Source organism: Streptomyces sp. NBC_00038 (assembly GCF_026343635.1).
Lineage (GTDB): Bacteria > Actinomycetota > Actinomycetes > Streptomycetales > Streptomycetaceae > Streptomyces.
The window spans coordinates 8,644,879-8,658,841 of sequence record NZ_JAPELQ010000001.1 but is presented as its reverse complement, the minus strand read 5'-3'; the positions used below and the strand labels follow the sequence as shown (position 1 = coordinate 8,658,841).

At 72.0% G+C, this 13,963-nt stretch carries 11 protein-coding genes; 2 read left to right on the top strand and 9 right to left on the bottom strand.

Annotation, left to right across the window (positions count from 1 at the left end):
* Positions 1-71 precede the first annotated feature (71 nt).
* From OG219_RS38890 to OG219_RS38860, 7 genes are all read right to left on the bottom strand, one after another.
* A complete protein-coding gene (locus OG219_RS38890; RefSeq protein ID WP_266834706.1) occupies positions 72-1,286 on the bottom strand; it encodes an esterase-like activity of phytase family protein in 1,215 nt (404 codons plus the stop codon).
* A gap of 254 nt (positions 1,287-1,540) precedes the next feature.
* Entirely contained in the window at positions 1,541-3,445 is a 1,905-nt protein-coding gene (gene dnaK, locus OG219_RS38885; protein ID WP_266834704.1) for a molecular chaperone DnaK, read from the bottom strand.
* 179 nt (positions 3,446-3,624) lie between these two features.
* Entirely contained in the window at positions 3,625-4,053 is a 429-nt protein-coding gene (locus OG219_RS38880; protein ID WP_266834702.1) for an OsmC family protein, read from the bottom strand.
* A gap of 98 nt (positions 4,054-4,151) precedes the next feature.
* Positions 4,152-5,957 carry a hypothetical protein gene (locus OG219_RS38875; RefSeq protein ID WP_266834700.1) on the bottom strand — a complete coding sequence of 602 codons (1,806 nt, stop codon included), beginning with the start codon at positions 5,955-5,957 and terminating at the stop codon, positions 4,152-4,154.
* Positions 5,958-5,985: 28 nt separating this feature from the next.
* Positions 5,986-7,047: an ATP-binding protein gene (locus OG219_RS38870; protein WP_266834698.1), complete on the bottom strand. Its 1,062-nt coding sequence runs from the start codon at positions 7,045-7,047 to the stop codon at positions 5,986-5,988.
* Positions 7,048-7,197: 150 nt separating this feature from the next.
* The gene (locus OG219_RS38865) at positions 7,198-9,282 is read right to left on the bottom strand and encodes a phage holin family protein (RefSeq protein ID WP_266834696.1); all 2,085 of its coding nucleotides are present in this window, start codon (positions 9,280-9,282) and stop codon (positions 7,198-7,200) included.
* 111 nt (positions 9,283-9,393) lie between these two features.
* Positions 9,394-9,852 (bottom strand): hypothetical protein, encoded by a 459-nt coding sequence (locus OG219_RS38860; RefSeq protein ID WP_266834694.1) that lies wholly within the window; start codon positions 9,850-9,852, stop codon positions 9,394-9,396.
* A gap of 84 nt (positions 9,853-9,936) precedes the next feature.
* On the opposite strand from OG219_RS38860, the gene OG219_RS38855 reads away from it, so the two are divergent.
* Positions 9,937-10,710, top strand: a complete 774-nt coding sequence (locus OG219_RS38855; protein WP_266834692.1) for an MBL fold metallo-hydrolase — start codon at positions 9,937-9,939, stop codon at positions 10,708-10,710.
* A 61-nt stretch (positions 10,711-10,771) separates the two neighbouring features.
* A complete protein-coding gene (locus tag OG219_RS38850; RefSeq protein WP_266834690.1) occupies positions 10,772-11,395 on the top strand; it encodes a DedA family protein in 624 nt (207 codons plus the stop codon).
* A 73-nt stretch (positions 11,396-11,468) separates the two neighbouring features.
* Here OG219_RS38850 and OG219_RS38845 read toward each other — a convergent pair whose 3' ends face one another.
* Together OG219_RS38845 and OG219_RS38840 are read right to left on the bottom strand one after the other, a co-directional pair.
* Entirely contained in the window at positions 11,469-12,557 is a 1,089-nt protein-coding gene (locus tag OG219_RS38845) for an MBL fold metallo-hydrolase (RefSeq protein WP_266834688.1), read from the bottom strand.
* Positions 12,554-13,801, bottom strand: coding sequence for an aminotransferase class I/II-fold pyridoxal phosphate-dependent enzyme (locus OG219_RS38840; RefSeq protein ID WP_266834686.1), 1,248 nt, complete (start codon positions 13,799-13,801; stop codon positions 12,554-12,556). The genes OG219_RS38845 and OG219_RS38840 overlap by 4 nt, the downstream gene beginning before the upstream one ends.
* Positions 13,802-13,963: the final 162 nt, after the last annotated feature.

The following is a 13,963-nucleotide window of genomic DNA, read 5'->3' as shown; positions in this document are numbered from 1 at the left end:
GACGGCGTGAGCGAGTGCAACACGGCCGCGGCCCGAAGCAGTTCGGGCCGCGGCCTGCCTGCGCAACGCCCCTAGCGGAGGGCGCGCTTGTCCGCCTTCAGGCTCTGCGAGAGCCGGATGGTGATGAACTCGTTGTTGTCCGCCTTGCCCGGCGTACGGCCGGAGGAGAACGGGAAGTTGTTGTCGTTCAGGACGGCCAGCGTCCGGTTGTCGAGGAGGACGACGTCCTCGATCGTGGTGAACGGGAACGTGAAGGTCTCGCCGAAGCCTCCGAGGCCCTTCGGGTTCGCGATGTTCATCAGGTCGGCCACGAGGGTCTTGTCCATGACCCCGTCGCCGTCGCGGTCGCCGGTGTCGGCGAGGTAGATCCGCTTGAACTTGGCGTCGGCGCCCTGGCCGCCGTCGCGCTCGATGACGAGGAAGCGGTTCTTGTCGACGGCGATGGCGTCACCGATGGCGTTCGAGGGCGACTCGAGGCGGTAGGTGAAGCGCTTCCCGGTGTAGTCGCCCGACTTCAGGTCGAACTCGCTGAAGCGCAGGTCGCCGGGGGTGTCACCGTTGACCGTGCCTTCGAGGAGCGGGTAGAGGTGACGGCCGTCGACGGAACGGACCATGCCCTCGAAGCCCTTGCTGCTGCCGGTGGTGGGCTGGGCGCCGTTCAGGTACGGGTTCTCCGGCGCCTGCACTCCGTCGAGGGAGATCGGGGCCTCGAGAAGCTTGCCGGTCGGCGAGAAGTGCAGCAGGAAGGGGCCGAACTCGTCGCCCAGCCAGTACGAGCCGTCGTACGCCCGCACGATCGACTCGACGTCGAAGTCGGCGCCGGTCAGCACCCGGTCGGCCCGGGTGAGCGGGAACGGCACCTTGTGGTCGGGGTCGCTGAGGTTGAAGCCGCCCAGGACCTTGACCTTGCCGGTCTTCGTGTCCGGCTTGACGCGGTGCACGCGGAGCAGGAAGTCGGCGCTGTTGGCCTTGTTGCCGTAGCCGTTGTCGGACAGCACGTCGTAGCTGCCGTCGTGACGGTTGACGGCGCCGCTGAAGCCCTGGACGGGCTGGTCGGCGAACGGGCCGGTGATGCCGTTGAACGGGCCCGCTCCGATGGCCGAGCCGGACGGCTCGCTGTTCGGGACGAACGTCTCGGCCGGAAGCGAGGCGAAGCCGGTCAGCGTGGCCTGGCCGAAGGCCGTGGTGGCCTGACCGTAGTCCTTGGAGTCGCGGTCGGCCATGGCGGGCGACGCGAGTCCGACGGTCAGCGCGACGGCGCTGACCGTGATCGAAAGTCTCTTCATGGCCCGCACGTTAGGGACCCCGGGTGACGGGCGGCCGAACACGAGGCGACGCGGGGCACCGGGATGCTAGGGCCTGTCCGGCGGATCATGCCGGAGACGCGGGGTCTGGTGCGCCCATCTGCCGCGTTGTCGTCGGTCGCCGACGCTCCGCGTCGACTCCCTCCTCCGCCTTGCAGCTGCACGCACCAGACCCCGCTCACCTGGGCTTGCAGGGGAGCCGTTGCTTTCCTCCGGCCTGATCCGCCGGACAGACCCTAGGCGGCACCACCCTTCGAGTCCCTGCCCCTGTCCGCATCTCCACCCCTTTCCCTCTCTTCGTCCACGATCTCCGCGTCCACCACGCCCTCCTCCTCGCTCGGGGCATGCTCGGTGGCCGGCTCCTGCGGGGGTGTCTGCTCGGGCGCCTGCTGGGCCTGCGCGTACATGGCCTGCCCCATCCGCTGGCTCACCGTGGCGAGCTTCTCGACGCCGGCCCGCAGCTCGCTCGTGTCGGCGGACTCCCCCAGGAGTGCCTTCAGCTCCGCGATGGCCGACTCGACGTCCGGCAGGGAGCCGGGCGGAATCCGCTCCTCGTTCTCACGGATGAACTTCTCGGTCTGGTAGACGAGTTGCTCTGCCTGGTTGCGGGTCTCGGCGGCCTCACGACGCTGCCGGTCCTCGTCGGCGTACTGCTCCGCCTCGCGCATCATGCGGTCGATGTCGTCCTTGCCGAGCGCGGAGCCGCCGGTGACCGTCATCTTCTGCTCGCGGCCGGTGGCGAGGTCCTTCGCGGAGACGTGCATGATCCCGTTGGCGTCGATGTCGAAGGCGACCTCGATCTGCGGGACCCCGCGCGGCGCGGGCGGCAGCCCGGTGAGGTCGAAGACGCCGAGCTTCTTGTTGTACGCGGCGATCTCGCGCTCGCCCTGGTAGACCTGGATGCCGACGGAGGGCTGGTTGTCCACGGCGGTCGTGAAGATCTCCGAACGCCGGGTCGGGATCGTGGTGTTGCGCTCGATGAGCTTGGTCATGATGCCGCCCTTGGTCTCGATGCCGAGGGACAGCGGGGTGACGTCGAGCAGGAGGACGTCCTTGACGTCGCCGCGGATGACGCCCGCCTGGAGCGCGGCGCCCACGGCCACCACCTCGTCCGGGTTGACGCCCTTGTGCGGGTCCTTGCCGGTGAGTTCCTTCACCAGGTCGGTGACGGCGGGCATCCGGGTCGAGCCGCCGACCAGGATGACACGGTCGACCGCGGACAGTTTCACGCCCGCGTCCTTCACCGCCTGGTGGAAGGGGTTCTTGCAGCGGTCGAGCAAGTCGGCGGTCAGCTCCTGGAACTGAGCACGCGTCAGCTTCTCGTCGAGGTGCAGCGGTCCTTCGGCGGTGGCGGTGATGTAGGGCAGGTTGACGGTCGTCTCGGAGGAGCTGGACAGTTCGATCTTGGCCTTCTCGGCTCCCTCGCGCAGCCGTTGCAGCGCCATCTTGTCGTGGCCGAGGTCGATGCCGTGCGAGGCCTTGAACCGCTGGGCGAGATGCTCGACGACCCGCTGGTCCCAGTCGTCGCCGCCGAGTTTGGTGTCGCCGTTGGTCGCCTTGACCTCGATCACGCCGTCGCCGATCTCCAGGAGCGAGACGTCGAAGGTCCCGCCGCCCAGGTCGAAGACGAGAACGGTCTGCTCCTCGCCGCGGTCGAGCCCGTACGCGAGGGCGGCGGCCGTCGGCTCGTTGATGATCCGCAGGACTTTGAGGCCCGCGATCTCACCGGCCTCCTTGGTGGCCTGCCGCTGCGCGTCGTCGAAGTAGGCGGGCACGGTGATCACGGCGTCCGTGACGTCCTCGCCGAGATACGCCTCGGCGTCCCGCTTCAGCTTCTGCAGCACGCGCGCGGCCAGTTCCTGCGCGCGGTACCGGGTGCCGTCGATGGCGCCCGTCTCGGGGAAGCGCCAGCTCGACTCCCCCATGTGCCGCTTCGCGGAACGCGCGGTGCGCTCCACGTTGGTCACCGCCTGGCGTTTGGCGACCTCACCGACGAGCACCTCGCCGTTCTTGGCGAACGCCACCACCGAGGGCGTGGTGCGCGCGCCCTCCGCGTTGACGACGACCGTGGGGTCGCCGCCCTCCAGAACAGCGACCACCGAGTTCGTCGTACCGAGATCGATCCCGACCGCACGTGCCATGTCCGTCCCCTTCCGCCCGCCCTGCCCGGCTCTGCCCGCCCTCAAGCACAAAACTTGAGTGCGCATCTGTCAATGGGGCGGTGCCCTGCGCTTCAACGAGGCGGAGGCTCTGCGCGGGCCGGACATGACGGCGCCGCGGCCCCTTCAAGGGGACCGCGGCGGCGCATGGTGCATCCGTGTCAGGCGAGCTTCGCCGACAGCGTGATCGTCGTGCCGGTGAGCGCCTGGCTGACCGGGCAGTTCTTCTTGGCGTCCTCGGCCGCAGCGACGAAGGCGTCCTCCTCGATGCCCGGCACCGTGCCCTCGACGGTGAGGTGGATGCCGGTGATGCCCTCGCCGGGCTGGAAGGAGACGTCGGCGGAGGTGACGAGCTTGGTGGGCGGGGTACCGGCCCCCGCGAGGGCGTGCGAGAACGCCATGGAGAAGCAGCTGGAGTGGGCGGCCGCGATCAGCTCTTCGGGGCTGGTCTTGCCGTTCGCGTCCTGGGCGCGCGACGCCCACGTCACGGGCTGCTCGTCGATGGCGCCGGAGGAGTCGAAGGTGACGACGCCGTTGCCCTCGAGCAGGTTGCCTTCCCAGACGGTGTGTGCAGAGCGCGTGGTTGCCACGATGGGTCCTTTCGGGTGTGGTCCCGTTCCCGGGGTTCCGTATGCCCCATCCGATCACACCCGGGCCCGGAGCACCCAGCGGATCGGGCCGCGCCCGCTCAACTCACCCGGAACACCGGCCCCCGCGCGGTGAACGGCAGCCGCGCACCCTGCGGAATCAGGTACGCGTGCTCGCGCCGCACCCGTAGGACGTCGCACCAGCCGTCCGTGATCACCAGCATGGGCGCCCCCGGCGGGAAGTCGTCGGCGCGGTGCAGAAGGTCGACGCCCGGCTGCAGGACCGTACCGCCGCGCCCGCGCACCCGTACGCGTCCGGCGATCTCCGTCACCGGCAGATAGCCCGCGTCGTGCGGCGCGGCGTCGCAGAAGACGACACGCGCGGCCGGTACGTCACGGGCCTCGGCGTACGAGGCGATGGCGCCCAGCGCCTTGCCGAGCAGCGTGCGGTCCATGGAGGCGGAGGTGTCGAGGACCACGCCGAAGGTGCAGCGGGCGATCTCCTCGGGCGGGAAGTAGCGGCCCGCGCGCGGGATGTCGGGGGTGGCCGCCTGGCGGCGGGAGGGACGCGCGTACGTCCGCAGGGGCTCGGGGCGGGGCACGAACTCGTCGAACCAGCGGGCCAGTTGGGCGTCCCAGGCCAGCGGCGGATGGCTGAGCGCGCGGATCTCCTCGACCAGGCCGCCGGGCAGGAAGCCGCGCTCCTGCCGCTGGTGCAGGTCAAGACCCTGGCGCAGGCCTCTGCGGTAGAACTCGTCGAGGTCGACGTAGTCGCGCGGGGAGCCGAGCGGGCCGCCGAGCATGTCGCCGACGCCCTTGCCGCGCAGTGTGGACAGGCGGCGCATCCGGCGCAGGTCCGTCGCGATCCTGTCGTACACCTCCTCCGCCGACAGGTCCTTCAACTCCTGGTCGTACAGCAGCCCTTCGGGCATCGAGCCGACCTGCATCTCGTTCAGCCAGCCGTTGATGACGTAGTCCGCGGCGATGTTGAAGAGGTACGGGTCGCGGGTACCGCAGCGGTCGCTGTGGCGCAGGGCGGCGTGCAGCATCTCGTGGGCGAGGACGAACCGCCATTCCTCGTCGTCGAACTCGCGCAGCGGGTTGATGTAGATCTCGGCCGCCTCCGCGTTGACCGCGGCGATGGAAATGCCGTGGGCGCGGGCGAGTTCGGCATCGGCGACGACGGTGATGCCGGCCGCGATGCCGCCGAGGAGGGGGTAGGAGGAGACGAACCAGCTCAGCGCCTTCTCCCAGGGCTGCAGCCGGGTGGGTCCGCCGCGCATGGAGGCGCGGCGGCCGCCCGCCATGTCCATCGCGGCGGCCATGGTGCGGGTCAGCGCGTGCGCGAAGGCGAGCTGCCAGTCGGGCGCGGTGCCGCCGCTCCAGGTGTGCCAGGTCACGAGGAGCTGGTCCGGATCAGCGCCCGCCGTACCGCACCGCTCGTACGCCGCCGGAATCCCGTCGCGGCGCCAGCGCGCGGCCAACTGCTCCTCGTCGCCGTCGGGGTAGGAGTCCGGCAGGTCCTCGGGGGTCAGGCCGACGGGGAAGCCGAGCAGGAAGCGGTTGACCACGGCGCAGCGGGCGGCGAGGTCGAAGCGGTCGGGCTGCACCCGTTCGCCGGTGGCCGCCGGGACGTGGCCGAAGCCGAGGTGGATGATGGCGTGCGCGGCGGCCCAGGCCCATTCGGCCGGCTCGGCGCGGCGGGTGGGGTGCACATGCAGCACACCGCCGGAGTCGACGCGGACGAGGCCGTCACGGGGGTTTGCCTCGCAGTCCTTCTGACGGCAGGTGCTGAACCCGATGGCGGCAAGGGCGCGGTTGGCCCGCACCAGCCGCATCCCCTCCGCGAACGCCTCGGCGGCCGGATCAGGCTTCTCCTTGTCGCCCTGCTTGCGCTTGCGGCTCATCGCAGCGCCTCCGCCTCGCACGTGCCGTTCATCGCCGCGCCTCCACCAGGCGCGGCATGTCCCGCGCCGCCTCCACCAGGAACCACGCGGGCAGTACGGGATTGCCGTCGACGTCGGCCGCGATGACACTCTGGGCGACCTCGACGGAGATCTCGGCGAGCTGCACGAGCAGCGACTTGGCGCGGAACGCGGTCTGCCGCCCGTGCTCCGAGGTGTGCTCCTTGCTGGCGGGCAGCTCCTTGACGAGTCGGCCGCGGAAGGACTCGGCGAGGTAGTAGAGCAGGTCGCGGTCCTCCAGGCGGCTGGGCCAGCGGGCCTCGCCCTTGATGATGGCCTCGATACCGAACCGGCTGCGCACGATCTTGACGTAGCCGCAGAAGGCGACCGCGTGCGCGGGAGTCAGCGTGCCGTGCGCGATCACCTTCAGGGTGTCCTCGTCGAGGGCCGGGCCGAAGGAGCGCAGGGCGTCGGACAGCATGTGCCAGGAGCGGGGCGTGGAGAAGGGCTCCTCCGTCTTGGGCGGCTTGGACCACAGGTGGTCGGGGCGGTCGGTGAGGTGGTCGAGGATCCACGGGTGGATGTCGTTGGCGGCGGCCCACACGAGCCAGTCCTTCGGGGAGGCCTCAAGGTGCACGTGGGCGAGGCGGTTGATCAGCGCGGAGGCGATGGGACGCGCGAGGGCGTTGTCCGTCGCGCGGTTGCCCGCGCCGATCACGATCGAGCCCTGCGGCAGTTCGTAGTTGCCGATGCGCCGGTCCAGGATGAGCGAGTAGAACGCCTTCTGCACGTCCGGCGTCGCCGCGTTCAGCTCGTCCAGGAACAGGCAGTACGGCTCGTCGCGGGCGATCGCCTCCGGCGGGCAGAACACCGAGCGCCCGTCGCGGATCTGCGGCACGCCGATGAGGTCCTCGGGCGCGAGCTGCGTACCGAGCAGGCTCACACACTCCAGGCCGAGGGACTCGGCGAACTCCCTCACCAGGGACGACTTTCCGATGCCGGGAGCCCCCCAGATGAAGACCGGCCGAACGGTCGCGAGACCGAGCAGCAGCTCGGGTATCCGGGCGGGAGTGATGGTGACAGCTGCCTGCACGAGGCTCCTGGGATGTACGAGTAGGGCGCGCCGTTGCGCGGTGTCCGATACGGACAGTGTGTGCGCGGAGGTCCGTGCACCGCAGCCCATTTTCCGGCGGCCCCAGGGACGTGCTCAGGCGGCCGCTTTCCGGCGGCCCCAGGAGCGTGCTCAGGCGGCCCGCTCGTTCGGCCGTGCCGTCAGCGGCACTTGAGGCCCGTCGCACTCGCGCAGCCAGCGCCGCAGTACGTGGTGCACCTGCTCCGCGCCGACCAGTTCGGCGCCGTCCTCGACCGGCGCGGACAGCGCGAGGGGCGACAGCAGGAAGGGGTGTCCCTGGGCGCCGCCGAGTCCCCCGTGCGAGCCGATCTGCTCCTCGAAGGCGAGGACTTCGCCCTCCTCGGGGTCGTACCAGGAGTTGACCATGATGTCGGCGACGTGCGGGAAGGAGTGCGTCCGTCGTACGGCCTCGGCGGCGCCGGGGCCGAAGTCGGCCAGCGGGCCCGGGTGTTCGTCGTCGAGCTCGTCCACCGGAACCTCTGCTCCGTGCGCGCCGAGGACGAGCCCGCCGTGCTCCTCGCTGCGTACGAGCACGAAGCCGACGCCGGGATGGTTGGCGAGCGTGGAGAGCAGCGCGGGATGGCGCCGGTCGATCTCCTCGCGGCTCATCCGGTGCGGCACGTCGGGGAAGGAGATCAGTCCGAGGTTCCCGGAGGCCAGCACGATGGGCTCGGACCGGCGCGCGGGCCGGTGCTGCTCGCCGCCCTCCTCGACGGGCCTGCGTAGCGCCGCCCGCACCGCCGCCCGGGCCTCGGCGCCGCTGTGGGTGCGGCGGGCCTTGCGCGGCACGGGCAGCCCGCAGCCGGCCCGGACCAGGTTGCCGAGACTGAGCCCGTACCAGGTCAGGAAGGTCTCGCCGGGGCTCTGGCCGTGGTCGGAGAGCAGCACGATCCGGTAGGGCCGGGGGGCGTGCTCGGCGACCTTCGCGATCAGCGCGAGTGAACGGTCGAGCCGCGCCAGGACCTTCTCGGTGTCCCGGCCGCGCGGGCCGGAGTGGTGTGCCACTTCGTCGTACGCCACCAGGTCCGCGTAGACCGAGTTGCGCCCGGCGAGCATGTCGCCGATCACCGCGGCGACGACGACGTCACGCTCGACGACGGTCGCGAAGGCGCGGATGAAGGGGTACAGCCCGCCGCGTTTGACGCGCGGCCGCTGCTTCCTGGCACGGCACCGGGTGGACTGGCCGATCTCCCGGAAGACCTCGGCGACGAAGGACATGGCGGTGCGGACGGCGTTGGCGGGGTCGATGAAGTACGTGAAGTAGCCCGCCCGGTCGCGGTTCTCCTTGCCCCTCCTCGCGGCCATCGACAGCACGAGGGCCAGCTGGTCGGCGCCGCCGCTGAAGAGGTTGCCGCGGCTGGCGCCGTCTGCGGTGAGCAGTCCCCCGTCGCCGGTGTGCTCGATGGCCCGGCGCTGGAGTTCGGCGGCGCTGCTGGGCCGGTTGCAGACCATGACCTCCTGGCTGTCCTTCTCGTACCACCTGAAGGCCGGGACGTCGTGGTTGCTGCCGTGCAGGATGCCGAGCTGGCTGGCGCCGGTCTGGCTGGACCAGTCGGTGCGCCAGGGGGTGAGCCGGTGGGTGTGGCGCGCTCCCGCCCCGCCACCGCCCAGCCACTGGGCCACGGTCGGCATGAGTCCCTTGCCCACCGCCTCCAGCAGCACGTCGTGGCCCACGCCGTCGAGCTGGAGGAAGACGGCGCCGGGCGTCGAGGGGCCGGCCTGTCCGGGGGCGCGCCTGCGGCGCCGGTCCGCGAGCCGGTACAGCCTGCGCCGGTAGGCGTCGTCGTCCCGTACGGCGAGGGCACCACCGGTGGCCGAGGCGACGGCGGACATCACGGCGGCGACGACGACGGCGGTCTCGGGGGCGGCCTCGCCCTGCCCGGAGGGGTTGATCCGCAGGGCGATCAGCAGCAGGGTCCCGTTGAGGAAGAAGACGAGCAGCCCGAGCACGAGCGCGGGCACCAGGAGCAGCGCCCTGACGAGCAGCGGCCACACCAGGGACGACAGCAGACCGAAGACGGCCGCGCCGACCCCCGCGGTGACGCCGATCCGCGTGGCGCTGTCCCCGGTGTCCGACTGCAGCTTGAAGTCGGGCAGCAGGCCGGCGAGGACGAGCATCGTGACCGTGGACACGGCCCACACCGCGACACTCCGCCACACCCCGCTGAGGACCCGCCGCCAACGCCCTCCACCCACGCCCTGTCCACCTCACGTCCCGGCCCGCCCGGTCCGCGAGGCCTGCTCCCACCCTGTCACAACGGGTGGGCGGAGCCGGTTGTCCCCCGGTCACAGTTCCAGGTCAGCGGCTCAGCGGCCGTCGTACCCCGCGGTCGGCATCGACAGACGGCGGTGGACCCGGGCCTTCATCTGGGCGTCGTAGGAGGGTTCGGCGCTGCCGACGGTCTCGACCCGTACCCCGCGGCGTACGCACTCGGCGGTGAACTCGTCGACCGAGGCGAGGGCGCGCTCCAGGACGCGGTGGCTGGGCGCGACGAACAGGTCGACGAGGCCCGCCTCGACGTCGGCCCACAGGGTGCGGTGGTCGGGACGCAGTCCTCGTACGAGGAGTTCCCGTGTGACGACGTAGCCGTGTTCGGCGGCCCAGCGGGCGCACATCGCGTGCTGGCCGCGGGAGTCCACCAGGAAGGGGTCCGCGTCCAGTTCCTCCAGGGGCGTCAGGCTCGCGATCGCCGTGACGCGCAGCGATGCCGGCCCCTCCGGGCACCTGAGGGCGTGCGTGCCGGAGGCACCGCGCGCTTCTCCCATGGCGTCCCCCTCACCTCCGGGTTTCGTCGCCGACCATACTCCTGCCCGTAGGCTCGGGGGGAGTCGCGCGAGGGAGGCAAAGAAGTGCCGGTGGAGATCACCTGGTGGGGGCACGCCACCTGCACGCTGGAGGACTCCGGCACGCGCGTGCTCACGGACCCGCTGTTCGCGCGCCGGCTCGCGCACCTCAGGCGCAGGCGCGGGGCGCCGCCCCCTCCCGAGGCGGCGGTGGCCGACGTCGCGCTGGTCTCGCATCTGCACTCCGACCATCTGCATCTGCCCTCGCTGGCGCGGCTCGCGCCTGGCACCCGCGTGCTCGTGCCCCGGGGCGCGCCGCGTGCGGTGCCCGCGCTGCGCAGGCTGGACCATCTGCTGCTCACCGAGGTGGCGCCCGGCGACCGGACGGACGTCGGTGACCTGGTCGTACGCACGGTGTCGGCGCGCCATGACGGGCGGCGGCTGCCGCTCGGTCCGCACCGGGCACCCGCCGTGGGTTTCGTGGTCGAGGGCGAGGCCCGCACGTACTTCGCCGGGGACACCGGGCTGTTCGACTCGATGGCCGAGGAGGTCGGGCCGGTCGACGTGGCACTGTTGCCGGTCGGCGGATGGGGGCCGTATCTCGGGGAAGAACATCTGGATGCAGGGCGCGCGGCAGAGGCGCTCGCCCGGCTGATGCCCCGGAGCGCTGTGCCGGTGCACTACGGCACGTACTGGCCGATCGGAATGGACGCTGTGCGCCCCCATGAATTCCACGCGCCGGGCGAGGAGTTCGTGCGCCTCGCCGCCGAGCGCGCACCCCAGGTCGCGGTGCACCGGCTCGGACACGGCGAGAGCGTATGGCCGGAGGTCGCGAAGTGACACCCCTGACCGCCGCGGCCTCAGGGGCCGCGAGCCTGTCCGTGCGTCCGGCGGTGGTCCGGTGAGTTTCCTGGCCGCGGCCTCGACCACGGCACCCGAGTCCACGCAGCAGGCGATCGGGTACCCGACACTCTTCCTGCTGGTGCTCATCGGCGCGCTGGTGCCGGTGGTGCCGACGGGTGCGCTGGTGAGTTCGGCGGCCGTGGTGGCCTTTCATCAGACGGCGCCTTTCGCGCTGCTGCTGGTCTTCGTGGTGGCGGCGCTCGCGGCGTTCCTCGGCGACGTCGCGCTGTACTGGCTGGGGCAGCGCGGGATGGGTTCCAAGAACGGCTCGCGCTGGCTGGAGGCCCTCCGCGCCCGCGCACCCGAGGACCGCCTCACCCGGGCACAGGAGAAACTCGACGACCACGGAATCGCCGTACTGGTCCTCTCCCGCCTCGTCCCGGCCGGCCGCATCCCGGTGATGCTCGCCTGCCTGCTGGCGAAGATGCCCCTGCGCACCTTCGCCCGCGGCGACATCCCCGCCTGCCTGGCCTGGGCGGTGACCTACCAGCTCATCGGCATCCTGGGCGGCTCCCTCTTCAGCGAGCCCTGGGAGGGCGTGGTGGCGGCGGTGGTCCTGACGGTGGTGATCAGCCTGGCGCCGAGCGTGTGGCGCCGAATGCGCAGAACGGCGCCCCAGTAGGGCGTAGCCCTATAGGGGCGCGGGGAACTGCGCGAGCAACCCAGAACAGCCCGCAGTCACCCCACAACCGGAATCACCCCAGAACCCGGGAACCCCCCACCGGCAGATCCCACAAATCCTCCCGGTCCAGCCCCGCCTTCTCCCAGGCCGCCCGAACCCGGGTCAACGGTTCGAGAACCGGCTCGGCGGAGAGGACGAACGTCCCCCAGTGCATGGGCGACATCCGCCGGGCCCCCAGATCGACGGCGGCTCGAACGGCCTCCTCCGGATCGCAGTGGACGTCACTCAGCCACCACCGGGGGTCGTACGCACCGATGGGAAGCAGCGCGAGGTCGATACCCGGGTACCGCCGCCCGATCTGGGCGAACCAGTGGCCGTACCCCGTGTCGCCCGCGAAGTACACGCGCTGTCCGTCGGGGGCGGTCAGGACCCAGCCGCCCCAGAGCGTGCGGCAGGTGTCGGTGAGGCTGCGCTTGGACCAGTGATGGGCGGGCACGAAGTCGAAGCGAACGCCGCCCAGTTCGGCCGCTTCCCACCAGTCGAGCTCGGTGACCTGGGTGAACCGGCGGCGCCTGAACCAGCGCGCGAGGCCCCCCGGTACGAACACCGGTGTGTCGCGCGGGAGCCGGCGCAGGGTCGGCGCGTCCAGGTGGTCGTAGTGGTTGTGGCTGATGACGACCGCGTCGACGCGCGGCAGCGCGTTCCAGGCTACGCCGACGGGCGTGATCCGGGCCGGGGTGCCGAGGATCTTGCGGGACCAGACCGGGTCGGTGAGGACGGTGAGCCCGCCGACACGGATCACCCAACTCGCGTGCCCCGCCCAGGAGACGGCGACGGTGTGCACGCCCACCTGCGGCAGCGGCCCCGGTTCGAACGGCAGCACCGGGATGTCGGCAAGACCGTCGGGACCCGGCCGCAGCGCGCCCTCGCGGGCGAACCGCGCGAAGGCCCGCAGCCCCGGCAGCGGCGCCGTCAGCCGCTCCGCGAAGGTCCGCGGCCAGACACGCCTCTCGCCGAGCGGACGGGGCTCGGCGAGCGGGAGGAGCGGCGACAGGGCCCCGGTCGGTGCCGGGGCCGACGAGGACGCCGGTTCGTCCGCGTCCTGGGTGGTCGTGGTGGTGGCGCTGCTCGTGCTCGTGGTCGACTCGGACTGCTGCGTCATCGAGGAGGCTCCCATCGCTGAGCGTCATCTCGGAGATCGTCGAAGGCTGACCCCAACAGGGTCAACGCGCGTTGCACATGCGGCAGTTCCAACGGCGAGGGTGACGTGAGGCATTCCGCCCGCTCCTCGTCCGTCCGGCCGAGCAGCGGACCGGTGGCCAGCCGCACCCGGAGTGCCGCGAGTTCGTCGCCGAACCGGTGTCCGCCCGGCGCGGGCAGGCCGAGCCGGGCGGTGAGGAAGTCCTCCAGGTCCTGCGCGTCGCCGACCCCGTGCGCGCCGAGTGCGGAGCGCAGCGGCCCGAGGTCCACGTACAGGTGCCTGCCGGCCCGCGGGGGCCGCGCGAACGCGCCCGAGCCGACCACCGCCTGGTGCGCGGCGGTGGCCACGCGCGCGTGGAGGCGTACGGAGGCCGCGAGCCGCCCGGTGATCCCGTCGCCCTCGCCGAGCGCGTACGCGGCCGCCGCGGCGACCGGTTCGGCGACCCGGGCACCGAGCACGGTGAGTACGTCGAGGACGCGGGCGCGCAGCCGGACGCCGAAGTCGTTGTCGGTGAAGCGAGCGACGGCGGCGGGCCAGCCCTGCGGCAGGAAGGGGCCGGCGAGGTCCGTGAGGACGGTGACCTCGCCGGGGAGCATCTCGGCGGGGCTGAGCAGCACGGTGTCGTGCGGCTGGTGCAGGGTGTCGCGCCAGGTCTCGTCGCTGACGATGTGCAGTCCCTCGCCCACCGCGGCCTCGACGGTCTCGTGGACCACCTCGGGGGGCGCGACGGTGGCGGTGGGGTCGTCGGCGACGGAGAGGACGAGCAGCCGCGGGTCACCGCCTTCGGCGCGCACCCTGCGCACGGTCTCCAGGAGGGCGTACGGATCCGGGACGCCGCCGCACTCCGCGGGCGTCGCCACATGGAACACGGATCTTCCCAGCAGGCGTGCCTGCGGCGCCCACCACGCGGCACACGGGCGCGGCACCAGGACGTCGCCGCCGAGCGCGCCGGTCAGCGCGAGGAGCAGTGCGGGGGCGCCGGGGGCGGCGGCCACCCGGTCGGGTGCGGTGGGCAGTCCGCGCCGGGACCAGTAGGCGCAGGCCGCGTCCAGGATCTCCGGTCCGCCGCCCGAGGGCTCGGCGTGGGTCCGGTCCGCGGCGGCGGCAAGCACGGCACGCAGCTCCGGCAGCACCGGCAGCCCCTGATCGGGAAGCGGCGGCCCGTAGCGCACGGGCCCGTGCCCTTCCGGATCCGTCCGCCGCATAGGTGCCTCCGCGCAGTCCGTGGTGCAGTGCCGTGCCGTGTTCGGGTCCGGAGCAGGTGGCCCGGTGACCGGTCCCGGCCTTCGCTCCAGGGCCGGTGACCCCGCTGCCCGTACCGCTCAGCCCGAGCCGCCGGTGCCATCACCGGTTCCGGCGTCTCCGTC